The organism is Pseudomaricurvus sp. (assembly GCF_965662505.1).
In the GTDB taxonomy this organism is placed as follows: Bacteria; Pseudomonadota; Gammaproteobacteria; order Pseudomonadales; family Cellvibrionaceae; genus Pseudomaricurvus.
The window spans coordinates 1-15,859 of the sequence record NZ_CBFIHX010000087.1; the positions used below are offsets into that span (position 1 = coordinate 1).

Annotated in this window: 14 protein-coding genes; 5 read left to right on the plus strand and 9 right to left on the minus strand. The window is 51.6% G+C overall.

Features of this window, described 5'->3' with window-relative positions; all coding sequences use genetic code 11:
- Window positions 1–362 precede the first annotated feature (362 nt).
- On the plus strand, window positions 363–530 hold the full coding sequence (locus tag ACTG33_RS12100; RefSeq protein ID WP_439135478.1) for a hypothetical protein: 168 nt from the start codon (window positions 363–365) through the stop codon (window positions 528–530).
- Between the two features lie 59 nt (window positions 531–589).
- On the opposite strand, the gene ACTG33_RS12105 is transcribed toward ACTG33_RS12100, so the two are convergent.
- From ACTG33_RS12105 to ACTG33_RS12125, 5 genes are all read right to left on the minus strand, one after another.
- Window positions 590–1,993, minus strand: coding sequence for a M20/M25/M40 family metallo-hydrolase (locus ACTG33_RS12105; protein ID WP_439135479.1), 1,404 nt, complete (start codon window positions 1,991–1,993; stop codon window positions 590–592).
- A 148-nt stretch (window positions 1,994–2,141) separates the two neighbouring features.
- A complete protein-coding gene (gene bfr / locus ACTG33_RS12110; RefSeq protein WP_439135480.1) occupies window positions 2,142–2,627 on the minus strand; it encodes a bacterioferritin in 486 nt (161 codons plus the stop codon).
- A gap of 1 nt (window position 2,628) precedes the next feature.
- On the minus strand, window positions 2,629–3,099 hold the full coding sequence (gene bfr / locus ACTG33_RS12115) for a bacterioferritin (protein WP_439135481.1): 471 nt from the start codon (window positions 3,097–3,099) through the stop codon (window positions 2,629–2,631).
- A gap of 318 nt (window positions 3,100–3,417) precedes the next feature.
- Window positions 3,418–4,023, minus strand: coding sequence for a DUF4136 domain-containing protein (locus ACTG33_RS12120; RefSeq protein ID WP_439135482.1), 606 nt, complete (start codon window positions 4,021–4,023; stop codon window positions 3,418–3,420).
- Window positions 4,024–4,085: 62 nt separating this feature from the next.
- The gene (locus tag ACTG33_RS12125) at window positions 4,086–5,435 is read right to left on the minus strand and encodes an MATE family efflux transporter (RefSeq protein ID WP_439135483.1); all 1,350 of its coding nucleotides are present in this window, start codon (window positions 5,433–5,435) and stop codon (window positions 4,086–4,088) included.
- Between the two features lie 143 nt (window positions 5,436–5,578).
- Here ACTG33_RS12125 and ACTG33_RS12130 point away from each other — a divergent pair, with 143 nt between their 5' ends.
- The 3 genes from ACTG33_RS12130 to ACTG33_RS12140 all read left to right on the plus strand — a co-directional run bounded on the left by ACTG33_RS12130 (window position 5,579) and on the right by ACTG33_RS12140 (window position 8,069).
- Window positions 5,579–6,799: a molybdopterin molybdotransferase MoeA gene (locus tag ACTG33_RS12130; RefSeq protein WP_439135484.1), complete on the plus strand. Its 1,221-nt coding sequence runs from the start codon at window positions 5,579–5,581 to the stop codon at window positions 6,797–6,799.
- 48 nt (window positions 6,800–6,847) lie between these two features.
- Window positions 6,848–7,135, plus strand: a complete 288-nt coding sequence (locus ACTG33_RS12135) for a DUF1244 domain-containing protein (RefSeq protein WP_439135485.1) — start codon at window positions 6,848–6,850, stop codon at window positions 7,133–7,135.
- A gap of 61 nt (window positions 7,136–7,196) precedes the next feature.
- A complete protein-coding gene (locus ACTG33_RS12140) occupies window positions 7,197–8,069 on the plus strand; it encodes an MOSC domain-containing protein (RefSeq protein WP_439135486.1) in 873 nt (290 codons plus the stop codon).
- Between the two features lie 35 nt (window positions 8,070–8,104).
- Here the strand turns inward: ACTG33_RS12140 and ACTG33_RS12145 are convergent, their stop codons facing one another.
- A complete protein-coding gene (locus ACTG33_RS12145; RefSeq protein ID WP_439135487.1) occupies window positions 8,105–10,108 on the minus strand; it encodes a M13 family metallopeptidase in 2,004 nt (667 codons plus the stop codon).
- 333 nt (window positions 10,109–10,441) lie between these two features.
- On the opposite strand from ACTG33_RS12145, the gene ydiJ reads away from it, so the two are divergent.
- Window positions 10,442–13,498, plus strand: a complete 3,057-nt coding sequence (ydiJ, locus tag ACTG33_RS12150; protein ID WP_439135488.1) for a D-2-hydroxyglutarate dehydrogenase YdiJ — start codon at window positions 10,442–10,444, stop codon at window positions 13,496–13,498.
- Between the two features lie 79 nt (window positions 13,499–13,577).
- Here the strand turns inward: ydiJ and ACTG33_RS12155 are convergent, their stop codons facing one another.
- The 3 genes from ACTG33_RS12155 to ACTG33_RS12165 form a co-directional block, all read right to left on the minus strand.
- Window positions 13,578–14,255: an RluA family pseudouridine synthase gene (locus ACTG33_RS12155; RefSeq protein ID WP_439135489.1), complete on the minus strand. Its 678-nt coding sequence runs from the start codon at window positions 14,253–14,255 to the stop codon at window positions 13,578–13,580.
- Complete coding sequence (gene mtgA, locus ACTG33_RS12160) at window positions 14,252–14,980, minus strand: monofunctional biosynthetic peptidoglycan transglycosylase (protein ID WP_439135490.1); 729 nt, start codon at window positions 14,978–14,980, stop codon at window positions 14,252–14,254. Before mtgA ends, ACTG33_RS12155 begins: the two co-directional genes overlap by 4 nt.
- A gap of 33 nt (window positions 14,981–15,013) precedes the next feature.
- Window positions 15,014–15,859 (minus strand): HAD family hydrolase (locus ACTG33_RS12165; protein ID WP_439135491.1); only part of this gene is annotated, 846 nt, incomplete at its 5' end.

The window sequence follows — 15,859 nt, forward strand, 5'->3', positions numbered from 1 at the left end:
TAGCTCACAAAACACCGAATGGGTACCTGGAATGGTATCTGATGACTAAGTCAGCGATTTTTGAGTCCTGCCCTAGCAAGCAACCCCCGCGCTTTCAACGCATTAATTAAAGCCGCCGTCTCACTTCCTACAACCATTCTCTGTTTAAGGTATTTCATGCACCCCAAAAATCGTAAATCACCTATCAGGGAGACCTTGCTAGATCGTTTTGAAATAAATAGATTTGACGCCAATTGGTACGAAAAAGGACAACATAGGGTAAACCTTTATTTTTATTTAACCCCCAATATACTGCTTTAGGGGAGCGCGACCGAACCCAAGTGATATAAAGACACGAAACTATTGCCGGCAAAAGCTGGCTGATGCTGTATTTACTTGGACAGGTTCAAGCTCAGGAAAGAGTTCAGGAAAACGATGAATGGGTAATACTCAAAAGCCTGCTTGTGCCAACCGGGAGCAAGACTTCCATTGCGCGAATGAAGGGGCTCTGGCAAAAGCTGGAACTTCAGAACCCACATCAGAACGACTGATCATAACTGCTCGTGTCGACTCATGACACGAGGCGTTAGGCCACTAGGTCAGCTATCCGCTAAAAGGCCGCCTGCTTGATAAGCTCAACGGAAAGGTCAACGGCGGTTTCCACGCTATCAATCGCAATCCGCTCATCTGTACCGTGCACCTTACCAACATCCTCCATGGGCAAGGTGTACGGATGAAAGCGATAAATATTCTTGGTTAACCCGACGTAATGAGCCGTGTCCGTGGTGGCTGTCAGCATACTCGGTGTCACAACGGCAGATGGCAACACTTTCTGGATAGCCGACGCAACACGCTGAAAACCCACCCCATCCGCATCCGACACCGGTGGCCCAGGGATCCAGTGACCTGAAGTCACTGTTATCGCCGGGTCGTCAATAATGTCTTTTACATCCTCGATCAAGGCTTCCGGAGAGACGCCTGGCAATAGCCGAAAGTTCACTTTCGCTTCGGCCTTCTGACTGATCACGTTTTCTTTAATGCCTGCATTAAACATCGTAACGGCGGTTGTGGATCGCACCAATGCATTACTGACTCTGTCTCGACTCATTGTCCAGGTCAACAACGGTGAACTCAGCCACTGATTGCGCATTAAAAAGCCCTGAACACCGCCAACATGCTCACCCAGGGTTGCCAACATATCCGTCACTGGAGGTGCAAGATTGGGATCAAAGGGATTTTCATGCAGCACGGTCACCGCCTTTGCCAATCGCACAATGGCATTGTCATCAACCGGTGTCGACGAATGGCCGCCCTCCCCTTTAGCGCTCAGCGTCAAGGTGACGTAGGTTTTCTCCGCCAACCCAACCATTGCTACCGGCAACTCAGGCACAAAAGGGTTATCGCTCAATACCACGCCACCTTCGCCAACCATGAACTCCAGTGAGCCGTAACGGTCTTTCAAATAACGAGCAATATTGGTCGCGCCCTGCTCCCCGCCAATTTCCTCATCATGAGCAAATGAGAACACCAGTGTGCGTTCTGGTTGAAAGCCTGACTTCAGCAGTTCAGCAATTGCCTCCAGCGTGGTTATCACTGTGACCTTATCGTCCAGTGCACCTCGCCCCCACAAGTAGCCCTCATCAATAATTCCGGCAAAGGGAGGATGGCTCCATTCAGACTCGGTACCTCGTTCAATCGGCACCACATCATAGTGCGCATCAAACAACACAGGCTTGAGAGAGGAGTCCCGTCCTTTCCAAGTCAGCAACACACTGTGCTCGGCAATAGACTTCACCTGTAATTGAGAGAACACTTCCGGGTAAGTGTTCTGCATAAACTGCCGAAAATCCCGAAAAGCCTGCGAGTCAATTTGAGTCTGATCCTGAAAGCTCACGGTCGGGATTCTTATTGCCTGAGCAAGATGCTCTACCGCTTCCGGCGGCTCTTCAGTCTGGGCCACAGAGAACGGCATCCAGCACAAAGCCCCCACCAACAAAATACGCTTAATCACCATAATTGCCTGCTCATCTACGTTTTACTCGCAGCAGTATGCCATTAACAGCATCCCAACCGCGACCGTCACTGCTAAACTGATGGCCATAAAAAAAGGCCCCTTTTCAGGAGCCTTTTGATTGACGACCTATTGACCGGCCAGTCAGAGATTAAGGTGTAGCATCTGCAGTCATCTGAGATTGTATGTAATTTTGCAGACCGATCTTGTCAATCAATCCCAGGTGTTGCTCCAGCCAATAAATATGATCCATTTCGGTATCATCCAAAAGCTTTCCGAGCATTTCACGGCTGACGTAATCTTTTTCCTCTTCACACACAGCAATAATTTTTCTGAGACTGGCGGCCACTTCCAACTCTGCAGCCAAATCATTTTCCAGCATTGCCTTAACGTTATCGCCAACGTGGATCGCCTTGCGGGATGCCGTATCAGGAGTTCCCTCCAAAAACAAAATCCGCTCAATCAAATGCTTGGAGTGATCCAGTTCTTCTTCATATTCATGTGAGAGCTTTTGATGCAGCTTATGGATACCCCAATCTTCATAAAGCTTGGAGTGCGCCAGATACTGATCCATGGAGGTGAGTTCCAGCGTTAATTGCTGATTCAAAAGATCGACAACTTTCTTCGAGCCTTGCATGTTATTCCTCCAACATGGATTGTAAATAATTCTCAACACCGGTGTTCTTGATCAAAAACTGTTGAGTTTCAATCCAGTCCACATGATCTTCTTCGTACTCGAGGATACTTTCGAGTAATTCACGGCTAACGTAATCTTGTTCTTTTTCACACAACTCAATGCTTTCTCGCAAGAGAGCAATTTGATCCATTTGAAAATCCAGATCGCATTGCAGCATTTCAGCGGCATGCTCACCGATGCGAATCTTCCCAAGATCCTGCAAGTTTGGCAGACCTTCTAAAAACAGGATTCGCTCAATCAAGTCGTCTGCCTGCTTCATATCCTTGATGGATTTTTTGTAATCTTTTTCGTTGAGCTCTTCCAATCCCCAATTGCGAAACATTCGCGCATGCAAAAAATATTGATTGATGGAAGTCAGCTCGTGAAACAGCACCTTGTTCAGCGCTTTGATTACGTCACTGTTGCCTTTCATGTTACAGCCTTAGTCGTCGTAGAAGATAAAATCGATGAGGCATCACTAATTTAAAATCAGGTACCTATTAATGACTACAGGATAACGCAACCACACACGGGTAAAAAGCTTATTTTAAAATTATTTGAAGATTTTCCTTGCCAAGACTCAAAAAATATAATAACGATATTGAGATCGATTTTTGTTTAAAATTGGCACTGACTCTTATTCGTTAGTACACCCACACTTGAACCATAAAAAAAGGCCGGAAGCGTCAACTTCCGGCCTTTTTGTCAGTAAAAAGAATGATTCCTTTTACGGCTTCAACTCTGAGTCTGTTTACTTTTCTTTCGTTTCAGGTGGAAATTCTTGCAGCACTTTGGTGACAACATTATTAATGGCGTTGCGTTTTTCTTCCACGGTCTGATCTTTTTTCAATCGACCCACAGCCGTTCCACGCCAGACCAGTTTGTCGCTATCGCTAATCACATCCAGCACGAAAGTACCCTCTTCGTAATGAACGGTTCTCACTTCAGGCGCTGAGGTATAAGCCATGCTGTATCCATAGCGGTAATAACCTGTACCGTAGCCCATGGAAAAACCAGGTGCCATCCCGCTATAAGTATTGTATGAGTTCACATCGGTTTTAGCCTGAGTTGTAATGCTGTAGTTCACGGTAAAATCCACATCGCCGGTTTGAACTAACTGAAAGCCTTTGGCAGCCAGATTTTCATCCACCGCCTGATGAATTCTACCTTTAAGAATATCATTGCCCTGATAGCTATCCTTATCCTGGCTGATGTCACGCCAGCGATAAGTCTTATACTCAGAGAAATTGACGCCTTCTTTATAATCGTGATCGACACTGACGCCGCTGGTGGAACAACCGTATAACAATACTGATGCCAGAATCACTCCGAATCCTGTTAGCAGTGACTTTCTCATTAATGCTCTCCTCGAATAAATAGACAGTTCAACTATAGCGGATAAATTGAATACTGCAGGAATTATGCGACAGGCCGCCGGGCAATTCGGATTAATCGACCGCTCAACAGAACCGCTGTGAGCGACAACCCCACCACCAGAGCAATCCAAAACCCTTCCGCCAATAGCGGGCTGCCCCACCAATCGGTTCGCGCCAGGCTGATACCCAACGGAATCGCCACACCCCAATAGGACAACAGAATCATTGCCAGAGGCTTGCGGGTATCCTGATAGGCGCGCAATGAGGCATTGGCCGCAATCTGGATCTGATCCGGAAATTGGTAAATAGCCATCCAGACAAACAAACCTGCAGCCGCTGCCTGTAACTCAATATCGGTGGTGTACCAACTCACGATGGTATGACGCCCGGTTAAAATCAGGGTCATCGTTGTCAGAGCCAGCATACCTGACGATAAGACACCGGTGCGCACCACAAAGTTCGCCAGATCCTGCTGATTGCGTCCGAGAAAATAGCCCACTCTGATGGTAATCGCCTGAGAGAGACTCAGCGGCAACATGAAAATCAGATGCGAGACGCTCAACGCAATCTGGTGACTGGCTACCACTACCGCCCCTAAAGGCGCCAACAGCAAAGCGATGGCCGAAAAAATAGACACTTCGGCAAACACCGCCAGAGCAATAGGAAAACCCAGACGAGCTACCTGGCGAATCTTTACCCAATTTGGCCACTGGCCCCTGGCAAACAACTTGATGCCCTCATAGCGATCGGCGCGCGAGATAAACCAGTACAGCACCAATACCTGAGACCACATGCTGACCGTTGTCGCCCAACCGCAACCTGCGCCCCCCAATTCCGGCAAACCCCAGCGGCCGTAGATCAAACCGTAATTTAGGGGGATGTTCACCAAAAAGGCCACAAAACTGCTGATCATAAACGGCTTGGTGCGGCCCATACCCTCGGTAAATGAACGCAGACTGCTGAAAATAGCGGCCCCGGGCAATCCGAAAGCAACAGCGATCAGATACTCTTTTGTGATTCCAGCAAAGGCCGGATCCACAGCCAACCAGCCAAGTACAAAATCAATATTGCACAATAGAACAATACAGGGAGCTGCGACCGCAAGGGACAACCAGATACTCTGCTGCACCGTCGTAACGATCGATTCATGATCACCCGCCCCATAAAAACGTGCCACCATCGACGTCGTGGCGATCAACAATCCGGAAATCAACAGAAACACCGGCAGCCACAAGCCACTGCCGATAGCCACCGCTGCCAGGTCATTAGCGCCATATCGCCCTGCCATAAGCGTATCCACAGCACCGAGCCCCGTAGACAGTAGCTGTGCCGCCAACAGCGGACTGGCCAGCCGCCACAAATGCTTAAATTCAGCAAAAAAAGAGGGTTTCACAAGACTCCTGACAACTCGTGCGACGCCAACACATCAGCATTAACGCAATCAATGAAAGAGGGGCATTCTAACGATTTAGCCGCTGTGGCACAGTAAAAGATCTCCGGGAACGGTATACTGAGCACCCTGATGAACACTCAGAGATGACACCCCCAATGACCGGCATGACACCAGCCAGTGAAGCACTGGCTCAGATTTTAAACGCGACACAGCCACTCACAGACACCGAACTCTGTCCCTTGATACAAGCACACGGCCGAATTTTGGCCACTGCGCAACAGAGTCCGCTTGATGTCCCTCCTGCCGACAACAGTGCGATGGACGGCTACGCGATACGTCACGCCGACCTCAAGACAACTGGAACAGATCAGCAGCCGTTCACCGTGAGCCAGCGCATACCGGCCGGACAGGTAGCCACCCCGCTGGAACCAGGAACTGCTGCACGAATTTTCACCGGCGCTGAAATTCCGCCCGGTGCCGATACGGTGGTCATGCAGGAACACTGCCGACTGGAAAACGACACCGTGTATGTCCCCATTGATGTCGCTCAGGGCAACAACATCCGCCCACAGGGGCAGGATATTCGTCAGGGCGCCGAAGTGGCTGCTGCCGGCCAGAAGCTCACACCACAAACACTGGGGTTGCTGGCTTCCATAGGCATTGAACAGATACCGGTGTTGCGCCGTTTGAAAGTAGCCATTCTCTCCACGGGTGACGAATTGGTTGAGCCCGGCCAGCCTCTGGAGCCTGGACAGATCTACAACTCCAACCGCTACCTACTGGCGGGACTGCTGGACAAGATGGGCATCACCTGTGTGGATCTGGGGCGCGTAGAAGACACGCCGGAAGCCACTCTGCAAGCACTCAGCCGCGCCACACTGGAAGCTGATGTTATCCTCAGCACAGGGGGAGTTTCTGTCGGTGAAGAAGACCACGTCAAACACGCCGTCGAAAAACTGGGCGAGCTGAATTTGTGGAAAATGGCGATCAAGCCCGGCAAGCCTCTGGCGTTTGGTCGTGTGGGAGACACCCCGTTTTTTGGACTGCCCGGCAATCCGGTATCCACTTTCATTACCTTCTTATTGTTTGCACGCCCTTACCTGCAAAAAATGCAGGGCGTGACCCCGCTGCTACCGCAGGGCAGCCTGATGCCATCCAGCTTTAAACGCCCCCGCAAGAGCATCCGCGAAGAGTTTGTTCGCGTGAAGGTCACTGATGACGGAGAAATGGAAACACACCCCAACCACAGCTCTGGCGTACTGTCGTCCACCCGTTGGTCGAATGCGATGGCCGTGGTGCCTATCGATAGCGCCATTGCGGAAGGTGATTTGGTGCGGGTGATTCGGTACGATCAGCTGTTTTAGATCGGCCAGGCACAGACATATACATCAATCAGATACAGGAGCTTTTTTATGGACAAGCAAACTCAAACCGAATTGGAAGCTGCGGCTTTTCGCCGCCTGCTGCAACATCTCGACAGCCGCAAAGATGTGCAAAACATTGAACTGATGAACCTGGCGGGTTTTTGCCGGAATTGCCTGAGCAAATGGTACATGGCCGCCGCCGAAGACAAAGGGGTCGAAATGGATTACGACCAGGCGCGCGAAGCCGTCTACGGCATGCCTTACAGCGAATGGAAAGACAAATACCAACAGCCCGCCACCCCGGAACAACTGGCTGCCTTTGAAAAGAAACAGTGAGCGGAAAAGAAACAGTAATTTGAAAAACCATGAAAAGAAGCAGTCATAACACGGGATGCATATGACGACAGTGCGCATTGAGCAATTAACGATTTACCCGGTGAAATCCCTGCGTGGCATTCAAGTCGATCATTGGCCGGTCACAGCAGAAGGCCTACGCTACGATCGTCACTGGATGCTGGTGATGCCGAACGGACGTTTTATCACCCAGCGCCAGCTGCCCAGAATGTCGCTGATCAACACCGCTCTGGACGGCGACGATCTGGTGCTCAGTGCCGATAGTCATCTCAACATTCAAAACAACGGGGAAGTCAGACTGCCGCTGCGCTCGGATCCAAAGAGCGAAGCATTCACCGCAAAAATTTGGCGCGACGACTGCGAAGTGGTTGAAACCGCAGCGGAGGCTTCCGACTGGCTGAACCAGGTGTTGCAGCCGCCTCAACCACTGCGGCTGGTGGCCATGGCCAACCAACATCAACGGGTACAATCACAACCGGAACGCTTTGGGGCAGAGACTCACACCCGTTTTGCCGATGCAGCTCCTTTTCTGATCGCCAACACCGCGTCTCTGGATGCGCTTAATGTGGCGCTGACAGAAAAATCTCTGCCAATTGTCGATATGCGCCGCTTCCGACCTAACCTGGTAATTTCCGGTATAGAAGCGTTTGCTGAACATTCACTGTCAAACTTACAACGGCAAGATGGCCTGACTCTGCAACTGCGCGATCACTGTGAACGCTGCATTATGACCACCATCGATCCGGATACCGGGGAAAAATCTGCGGATATGGAGCCCTACCACACGTTGGCGGCCCTCAACCCCATGCCTGACAACCCCAAAGCCGCAGCCTTTGCCGTCAATGCGACAACAACTTTGCCTGATCACCCGAACCACCAAACCATGTTAAGTCTCGGCGATACCTTTATACGGTAAAAAATACCCCGCAGCGGCAATAAGCCGACATATGTTTACCAAATATGAACACGCTGTTGCGGCGGCAAATACAAAGCGTCACCCTTGTTCACAGAAAACGCATCGTACCAGGCGTCAACATTGCGCAAGACGCCGTTCACACGATACTGATTCGGGCTGTGAGGATTGGTCAGCACCAGCTTTCTCATCAAACCTTCCGTCTGTTTCGATCGCCACATCTGAGCCCAGGACATAAAGAAGCGTTGATCACCGCTGTAACCATCGATCACGGGTGCGCGCCCATCAAACTTCTCCTTCACAAATCTGCGGTAGGCCTCGTACGCCACCGAGACACCACCGAGATCGCCAATGTTTTCTCCCAGCGTGAGCTGCCCATTCACATGCAAGCCTTCCAGAGGCTCGTAACCGTTGTACTGTTTCACCAGCTCTGCCGTTCGCTGTTCAAACTGCTCACGAGAGGTTGGGGTCCACCAGTCTCGCAGACGGCCTGAACCGTCCGACAAACTGCCCTGATCATCAAAACCATGGCCCATTTCGTGCCCAATAACCGCACCGATTGCAGCAAAATTGACGGCGGGATCAGCATTCGCATCGAAGAACGGCGGTTGAAAAATGGCAGCCGGGAAAACGATCTCATTTCTCGAAGAGGCATAGTAGGCGTTGATATCCTGGGGGTTCATACCCCACTCCCAGGTTCGGCGTGGTTCATGCAGTTTGGCCAGATCATCCGCCCAGCTCCATTTCTGAATGCGCTGGATATTGCCGATTAAATCGGTGGGCCGGATAACGATGCTGCTAAAATCTCGCCACTTGTCGGGGTAACCAATTTTAGCCACGAAAGCATCCAGTTTTTGAAAGGCTTCCGCCTGTGTGGCTTTATCCATCCAGGGAGACTGATTGATGCGCTGACGAAAGGCCTCCCGAATGTAGCCAATGTACTGTTTCAAAATGGCCTTGTCCGAATCCGGAAAATACCGCTCTGCATAGATCCGTCCAACCAACTCACCCAGAGAATTATTGACAAACTTTTGCGCTCTTTGCTCTCTGGTGCGCTGCTCTGCAATACCATTCAAACGCGTCGAGTAGAACGCGAACTGCGCTTCGGCGTATTCCTCGGGCAGCAGTGACGCATGATTATCGATATAGTGAAACAACAAGTAGGATTTCAGCGCATCGACCGGGGTCTCCGCAATTAACCGGGCGGTTTCCTGGATGGCGGTATTGGTACTCACAATCAGACGCTGCTCCTTGCCCAACTGCATCTCATCCATAAAGGCTGTCCAGTCAAACCCGGGAGCATAGTCTGTCAGCTCGGTCATACTCATGGGCTGATAGTTTCTAATCCTGTCGCGCACCTCTTCAGCCGGCCAGTGTACTTTGGCCAGTTGCGTCTCAAATTCCACAATCTCGGCTGCGCGCTGATCAACCCAATCAAGACCTGCACGAGTAAAGGTGGCTTTAATGTAGTCGGTATAGTCCGCACGAATATCAGCGTACAACTTGCTGCCATCGAGATAGTAGGCTCTGTCTGGCAGACCGAGCCCACCTTGCCAGATTCTCAGGGCGTATTGCTCCGGATTCTTCTCATCCAGTTGGACGCCCACACCAATTGCGGATTGCTGCATTGGCTTTGCCATCCAGCGAGCAATCTCACTGTGACGGGTAATTTTGAGCATTTTTCGGAGATCGCCCCGAATCGGGGTCAAACCCAGCTTCTCTATGCGCTCTTTATCCATGTAGCTCTGGTACAAGGCTTGTATTTGCTCGCCCCCGACCTCGGCCTTATCCACGTGAGTGATGATCGCCTCAATCTGCTCTTCGCTGCGCAAATAGACATCCACAAACGAATCGATTCTGGGAAATCCCTGCGGAATCTCTACCGTGTCTAGCCAGCCTTGATTCACATAACGGTAGAAGTCATCTCCTGGAGACACTGAGGAAGAAAGATTCTGAGTCTCAACCCCCCACTCACCCAGCATTGGTTTATCGGCTTTATCCGCAGCATCCTCCGTCGCCATCCCCGCCACGGGAATTCCCATAACACCTGCCAAGACGATACAAACAGGCCATTTCCCCAGGGACCATAGACTTCCAGACCGCGGCTCTTTCTTCATTATCCTTACTACTCCTAATTTCGTGATATCCATGTGACACTGATCTTGATGCCCTTGTGGCACTGTTCGTGATGCCCAGGTAATACGGAAAGCCTACCAGCAATTCTGCCGCTGCGGTGCGACCAGATAACACAATGAGTGCCCAGTGCGATATTGAGCACGTTACCAGTATAGACATAAGATCCCACACCGCCCCATAGCACCCCAGGCTCTGAACCGGTAAAATGGCCGCCCTGATGTCCAATTGATATTGTCTTTATGATCCCCAGTATTCGTGAAACGTCCCCGGTCCAGGCCCAGTATCTGGCCTTTATCGAAGCTCTGAAAGCCTGTGGCTTCGAGGGAGACCTAAACCCTGATTACGCCAACCGCACGGTGCTGGCGACCGACAACTCTATCTATCAGGTGCTGCCGCAGGGGGTGATTTACCCCAAAAATGCCACCGATCTGGTTCGAGTCGCGGAGCTGAGCAACCTGAAGCAATTTCGCGATATCGTACTCAGCCCCCGAGGCGGCGGCACGGGTACCAACGGGCAATCTCTGACCGACGGCCTGATCGTTGACATCTCAAAGCACATGAACCGAATTCTTGAAATTAACGCCAAGGAGCGTTGGGTCAAGGTTCAGACTGGTGTCGTCAAGGATCAGCTGAATGCGGCGCTTAAACCCTACGGCCTGTTTTTCGCTCCTGAGCTGTCCACCAGTAACCGCGCCACCATCGGCGGCATGATCAATACCGACGCCTCTGGCCAGGGCTCCTGTCTGTACGGCAAAACCCGTGACCACGTGCTGGCTCTGACCACCGTATTTATGGACGGCAGCGAGTGTACGTCGCACCCGCTCGACAAACAGGATTTCGACGCCATCAGTCAGCGTCAGGACCGAGTCGGCGAGCTGCACCGAGTCGTCAATGACATCCAAAAAGAACACCACGCCGAGATTGAAGCCAAATTCCCCAAGCTCAACCGCTGCCTGACCGGCTACGATCTGGCTCACATCCGCACCGAGGACGGACAGTTCGACCTCAACAGCGTACTCTGTGGCAGTGAAGGCACACTGGGCTTTATCACCGAAGCAAAGCTCAACGTTCTGCCCATCCCCAAGTGTTCGGCGCTGATTAACGTTAAGTACGAAAACTTTAACGCCGCTCTGCGCGATGCTACCGAGCTGATGAAGGCTGGCCCCACCTCCATTGAGACCGTCGATTCCAAGGTGCTCAATCTGGCGATGGGCGATATTGTCTGGAACACGGTGGAAGAGTTTTTCCCTCCCACCGCCGGCAAAACCATTCAGGGTATCAATCTGGTGGAATACACCGCCGACGATGAAGAGACCCTGAAAGCCAATATCAAAGTTCTGACCGATCAGCTGGACGCACGCGCCGGCGATGACACCTCGCCCAGCATCGGTTACTCCGTGGCCTGGGGATCAGCAGCGGTGTCGAAAATCTGGACAATGCGCAAGAAATCCGTTGGCTTACTGGGCAACGCCAAGGGCGAAGCTCGCCCCATTCCGTTTGTGGAAGATACCGCCGTTCCGCCAGAAAACCTGGCCGACTTTATTATGGAATTCCGCGAGGTTCTGGACAGCTATAATTTAGCCTACGGCATGTTTGGTCATGTCGACGCGGGGGTATTACATGTGCGCCCCGCCATCGACATGAAAGATCCAGAGCAGGAAAAAATGGTACGCGTCATCTCTGACAAGGTGGCGGCACTGACTCAAAAGTACAACGGACTGTTGTGGGGCGAACACGGCAAAGGGGTACGCTCGGAATACGCCCCGGCCTTCTTTGGTGAACTGTATCCTCAGTTGCAGCGAATCAAAGCCACCTGTGATCCCCGCAATCAGCTAAACCCCGGCAAAATTGCCACACCCCATGAACACATCAAACTGGCCGCAATCGACGGTGTCGTCACCCGTGGCCAGGAAGATCGCAAGATTCCGGTACAAGTCTGGGAAGGCTACAGCGAAGGCATGCACTGTAACGGCAACGGGGCTTGTTTCAACTGGGATCCCAAGGACGCCATGTGCCCCTCCTGGAAAGGAACCCGTGAGCGGATCCACTCGCCGAAAGGCCGTTCATCACTGGTGCGCGAATGGCTCAAACAGCTGAGCGAAAGAGGCATCGATCCGATTCAGGAAAGTGCCAATGCCAAGCAGCAATCTTTCTGGAAAAGCCTCTACGGCCGCACCAAAAACACTCTGGCCAAACGCCGTGGTGAATACGACTTCTCCAACGAAGTGATGGAATCCATGGCTGGCTGCCTGGCCTGTAAATCCTGCGTGGGACAATGCCCGATCAAAGTGGATGTTCCCTCTTTCCGCAGCAAGTTTATGGAGCTGTACTACAGCCGTTACCTGCGCCCGCTGAAAGATTATTTTATCGGCGGTCTGGAATATATGATTCCCACACTGGCACGAGTACCGTGGCTGTACAACGGCCTGATGAAGCCCGCCATCTTCCAAAAAGTCACCGCACGTCTGGCAGGCATGGTGGACAGCCCACTACTGACCGGCGTTAATCTGGACACCCAATTGCAGCAACTGGGTCTGCGTTACGCTGTGGCTGAAAACATTCGCGAGCTAAGCGACGAAGACAAGCAGCGCTCCGTGATTGTGGTGCAGGATGCCTTTACCAGCTACTTTGAAACTCAGGTGGTGATCGACGCCCTCAAACTTCTGAAGTCACTGGGCTTTAACCCTCTGCTGGCGCCGTACAAAGCCAACGGCAAACCACTGCATGTGCACGGCTTTTTGAAGGCGTTTGAAAATACCGCAAATAACACCGCGGAATTTTTAAACACGCTCAGTAACACCGGCATTCCGCTGATTGGCATTGAGCCATCCATGACGCTGGCGTATCGCAGTGAATACCAGAAAGTGATGGGGGATAACGCTCCGAACGTCCAACTGCTTCAGGAATGGCTAGCCACCAAAACTGACAGTCTGGCAGAGCACAAAGACAACTTTGCGGAGGGTGATTTTAAACTTCTGGCTCACTGCACCGAAAAAACCAATGCCGCTGCTTCCATGAAAGACTGGGGCGCGATTTTTACCGCTCTCGGTCAGGAACTCAGCATGGTGGATGTGGGTTGCTGTGGTATGGCAGGCACCTACGGACACGAAGCGCAAAACGTGGCAACGTCCAAACGTATCTATGAGCTGTCCTGGTCACAAACCGTCAACGCCGATGAAAATCAGGGCAAACTGATGGCCACTGGCTACTCCTGTCGCAGCCAGACCAAGCGTATAGACGACTTACAGCTGCCTCATCCTTTTCAGGTGCTGCTGGGACAATTGTCGGCAGAGTAGCGATTCGGAGGGAGTGTTTTCGTCTTCCTGTTCATCACCCGCCCCTTTTAGACCTTAACAGGGGCAAGGGCTTCAGATCCTAAAAAGGGCAAGGGCTGTGCAATTGGAGGCGCTTGCCAGTGACCGGATGATCAAACGCCAAATCGCTGGCGTGCAGCAGCAAGCGCGGCGATTGCTGCTGTGATCCGGACGCAGAGTAAAGGTCACACCCCAGTATCGGGTGCCCCAATTCACGGCTGTGTATACGCAACTGATGTGTTCTCCCCGTCAGGGGTTCAAACGCCACTCGACTGTTATCCCCTTCATATTGCAATAACTCATAGCGGCTTTGCGCGGGCTTGCCGCTTAACGAGCAGATCTTTTGATAGGGGAAATTGCTCTTATCCTTGGCGATCGGAAAATCGATAACTCCCTGCTGACAAGGGACGCGCCCCTGCAAAATGGCAATATAGGTTTTAGCCACTGTGCGCGCTTTAAACTGCGCACAAAGATCCGCATTCGCCTGTTTATTCAAGGCCAGTAATAACAAGCCGGAGGTCCCAAAATCCAAACGGTGCACCATCAGTGCTGCGGGATGAGACTGCACCATGCGATAGTGCACAGAATCTTTGTTGGCGGGGTTTTTCCCCGACAAGCTCAGCAACCCACTGGGCTTGTTAATGACCAACAGCTGTTCATCCTCATAGAGAATTTCAATCTGTTCATGACAGGGAGGCGCGATAAAATCATCGCCAGAATTTTTTATGTGGATTGTCACTGAGGCTCATCCAGTTTTATAAGGTATCCAGTGCCACCCAGCTGCCATACCAGTCTGGAGATATCCGATGCACGTTTGTTAACGTAATCAGAAGGCCTGGCGACCAACATGACTTTGGGATTGGGTAATACCGTAGCCAACAGTGCGGATTGGCGTGCATTAAGGTTCAGAGCCGTGTTGCCGAAGAATACTTGTGCTGCAGCCTGCGCACCGTAAACCCCCTCACCAAACTCCGCGATGTTTAAATACATTTCCAGGATTCGCTGCTTCGTCCACAACAACTCCATCAACAATGTGTACCAAGCCTCAAGCGCCTTGCGAACGTAGCTGCGCCCGTTCCATAGAAACAGATTTTTAGCCACTTGCTGACTGATGGTGCTCGCGCCGCGCAGGCGACCATCGTTTTCAGTCAATGCACTTTTGATGGAGGAAAAGTCGAAACCAAAATGCTCTGGAAACTTTTGATCTTCAGAAGCGATAACGGCGATCTGCAATTGGGGGGATATTTTTTCAAGAGGTTGCCACCTATGTTTCGCGGATCGTCCGGCGTCCAACTCCCAAGTCATGATCACTGCCGAGCCGGGCGGATCAACCCACTTCAAACAGAGCACTATACCAAAAGTACCCACCACAAAAGCGACCAATAGATACCAGAGCGTTTTAAAAATCGATACGAACAATCTGGACATCAGCCCCACAGCCCCCCGGCTTCTGTTATTGATCATTAAATGTGCCACCAACTCCGACACATGGCCGACTTACGACGGCACACTATACGCACGATGCCGACAAGCCAACACCAGAGCCCAAAACTCCGAAAAATCATTCACCACCACATCGGGCTTATGGGGATAGCGTTCACTGCCCGGAAAGATCTTATTCAACCATCGCTGATCCCACTGCGCTCCATTGAAAAACACACTGGTTACGCCCGCACTCTTGGCGGCAATGGTATCGGTAGTGCTGTCGCCTACATACCACACACCTTCACCCAGCGAGACGCCAAACCCCTGAACCGCTTTTTCCAACTGATCAATATGCGGCTTGCGTTTTTCCGTATCATCGCCACACACGGACACCTCGAAAAACTCTGACCAGTCCTCGCCATTGACATTAGCCAGCTCGGCGACGAAAAACTCCCGATCCCTATTGGTAATCACCCCCACAGGCAGTCCAATATCTCTCAGCCCCTGCAGCACATATCGCACCCGGGGCTCGAAAGGCAAAGCGGTTCCAAAATACTTGCGATAATGTCGGGTGAAATGACCGTGGGCGATGCGTTTGGCTTCGTCGTCTTCGCCGAACAAGACTTCAAAAATATCGGTGCGGGAGATCTTCCGATCCGCTTTGATTTTAGGGTGCAATTGTTTGTACTGCCGGACATGCGTCACCAATTTCATGTCTTCCGGCGACTTGGCTTTATCTTGGGTGACCAGACGCTGCATCAGGTCCAGCTCTTCGAATTCCGCCAGCATATCGTCGACAGCGTGGTACATGGCATCCAGAGTGTCGACCAGAGTTGCGTGCCAATCGAACAGGATCAGTGACGGCGGCGTCAGCTGAGCGACTGACGGATGCCAATTCGGTTCCACATGAACGGGCGG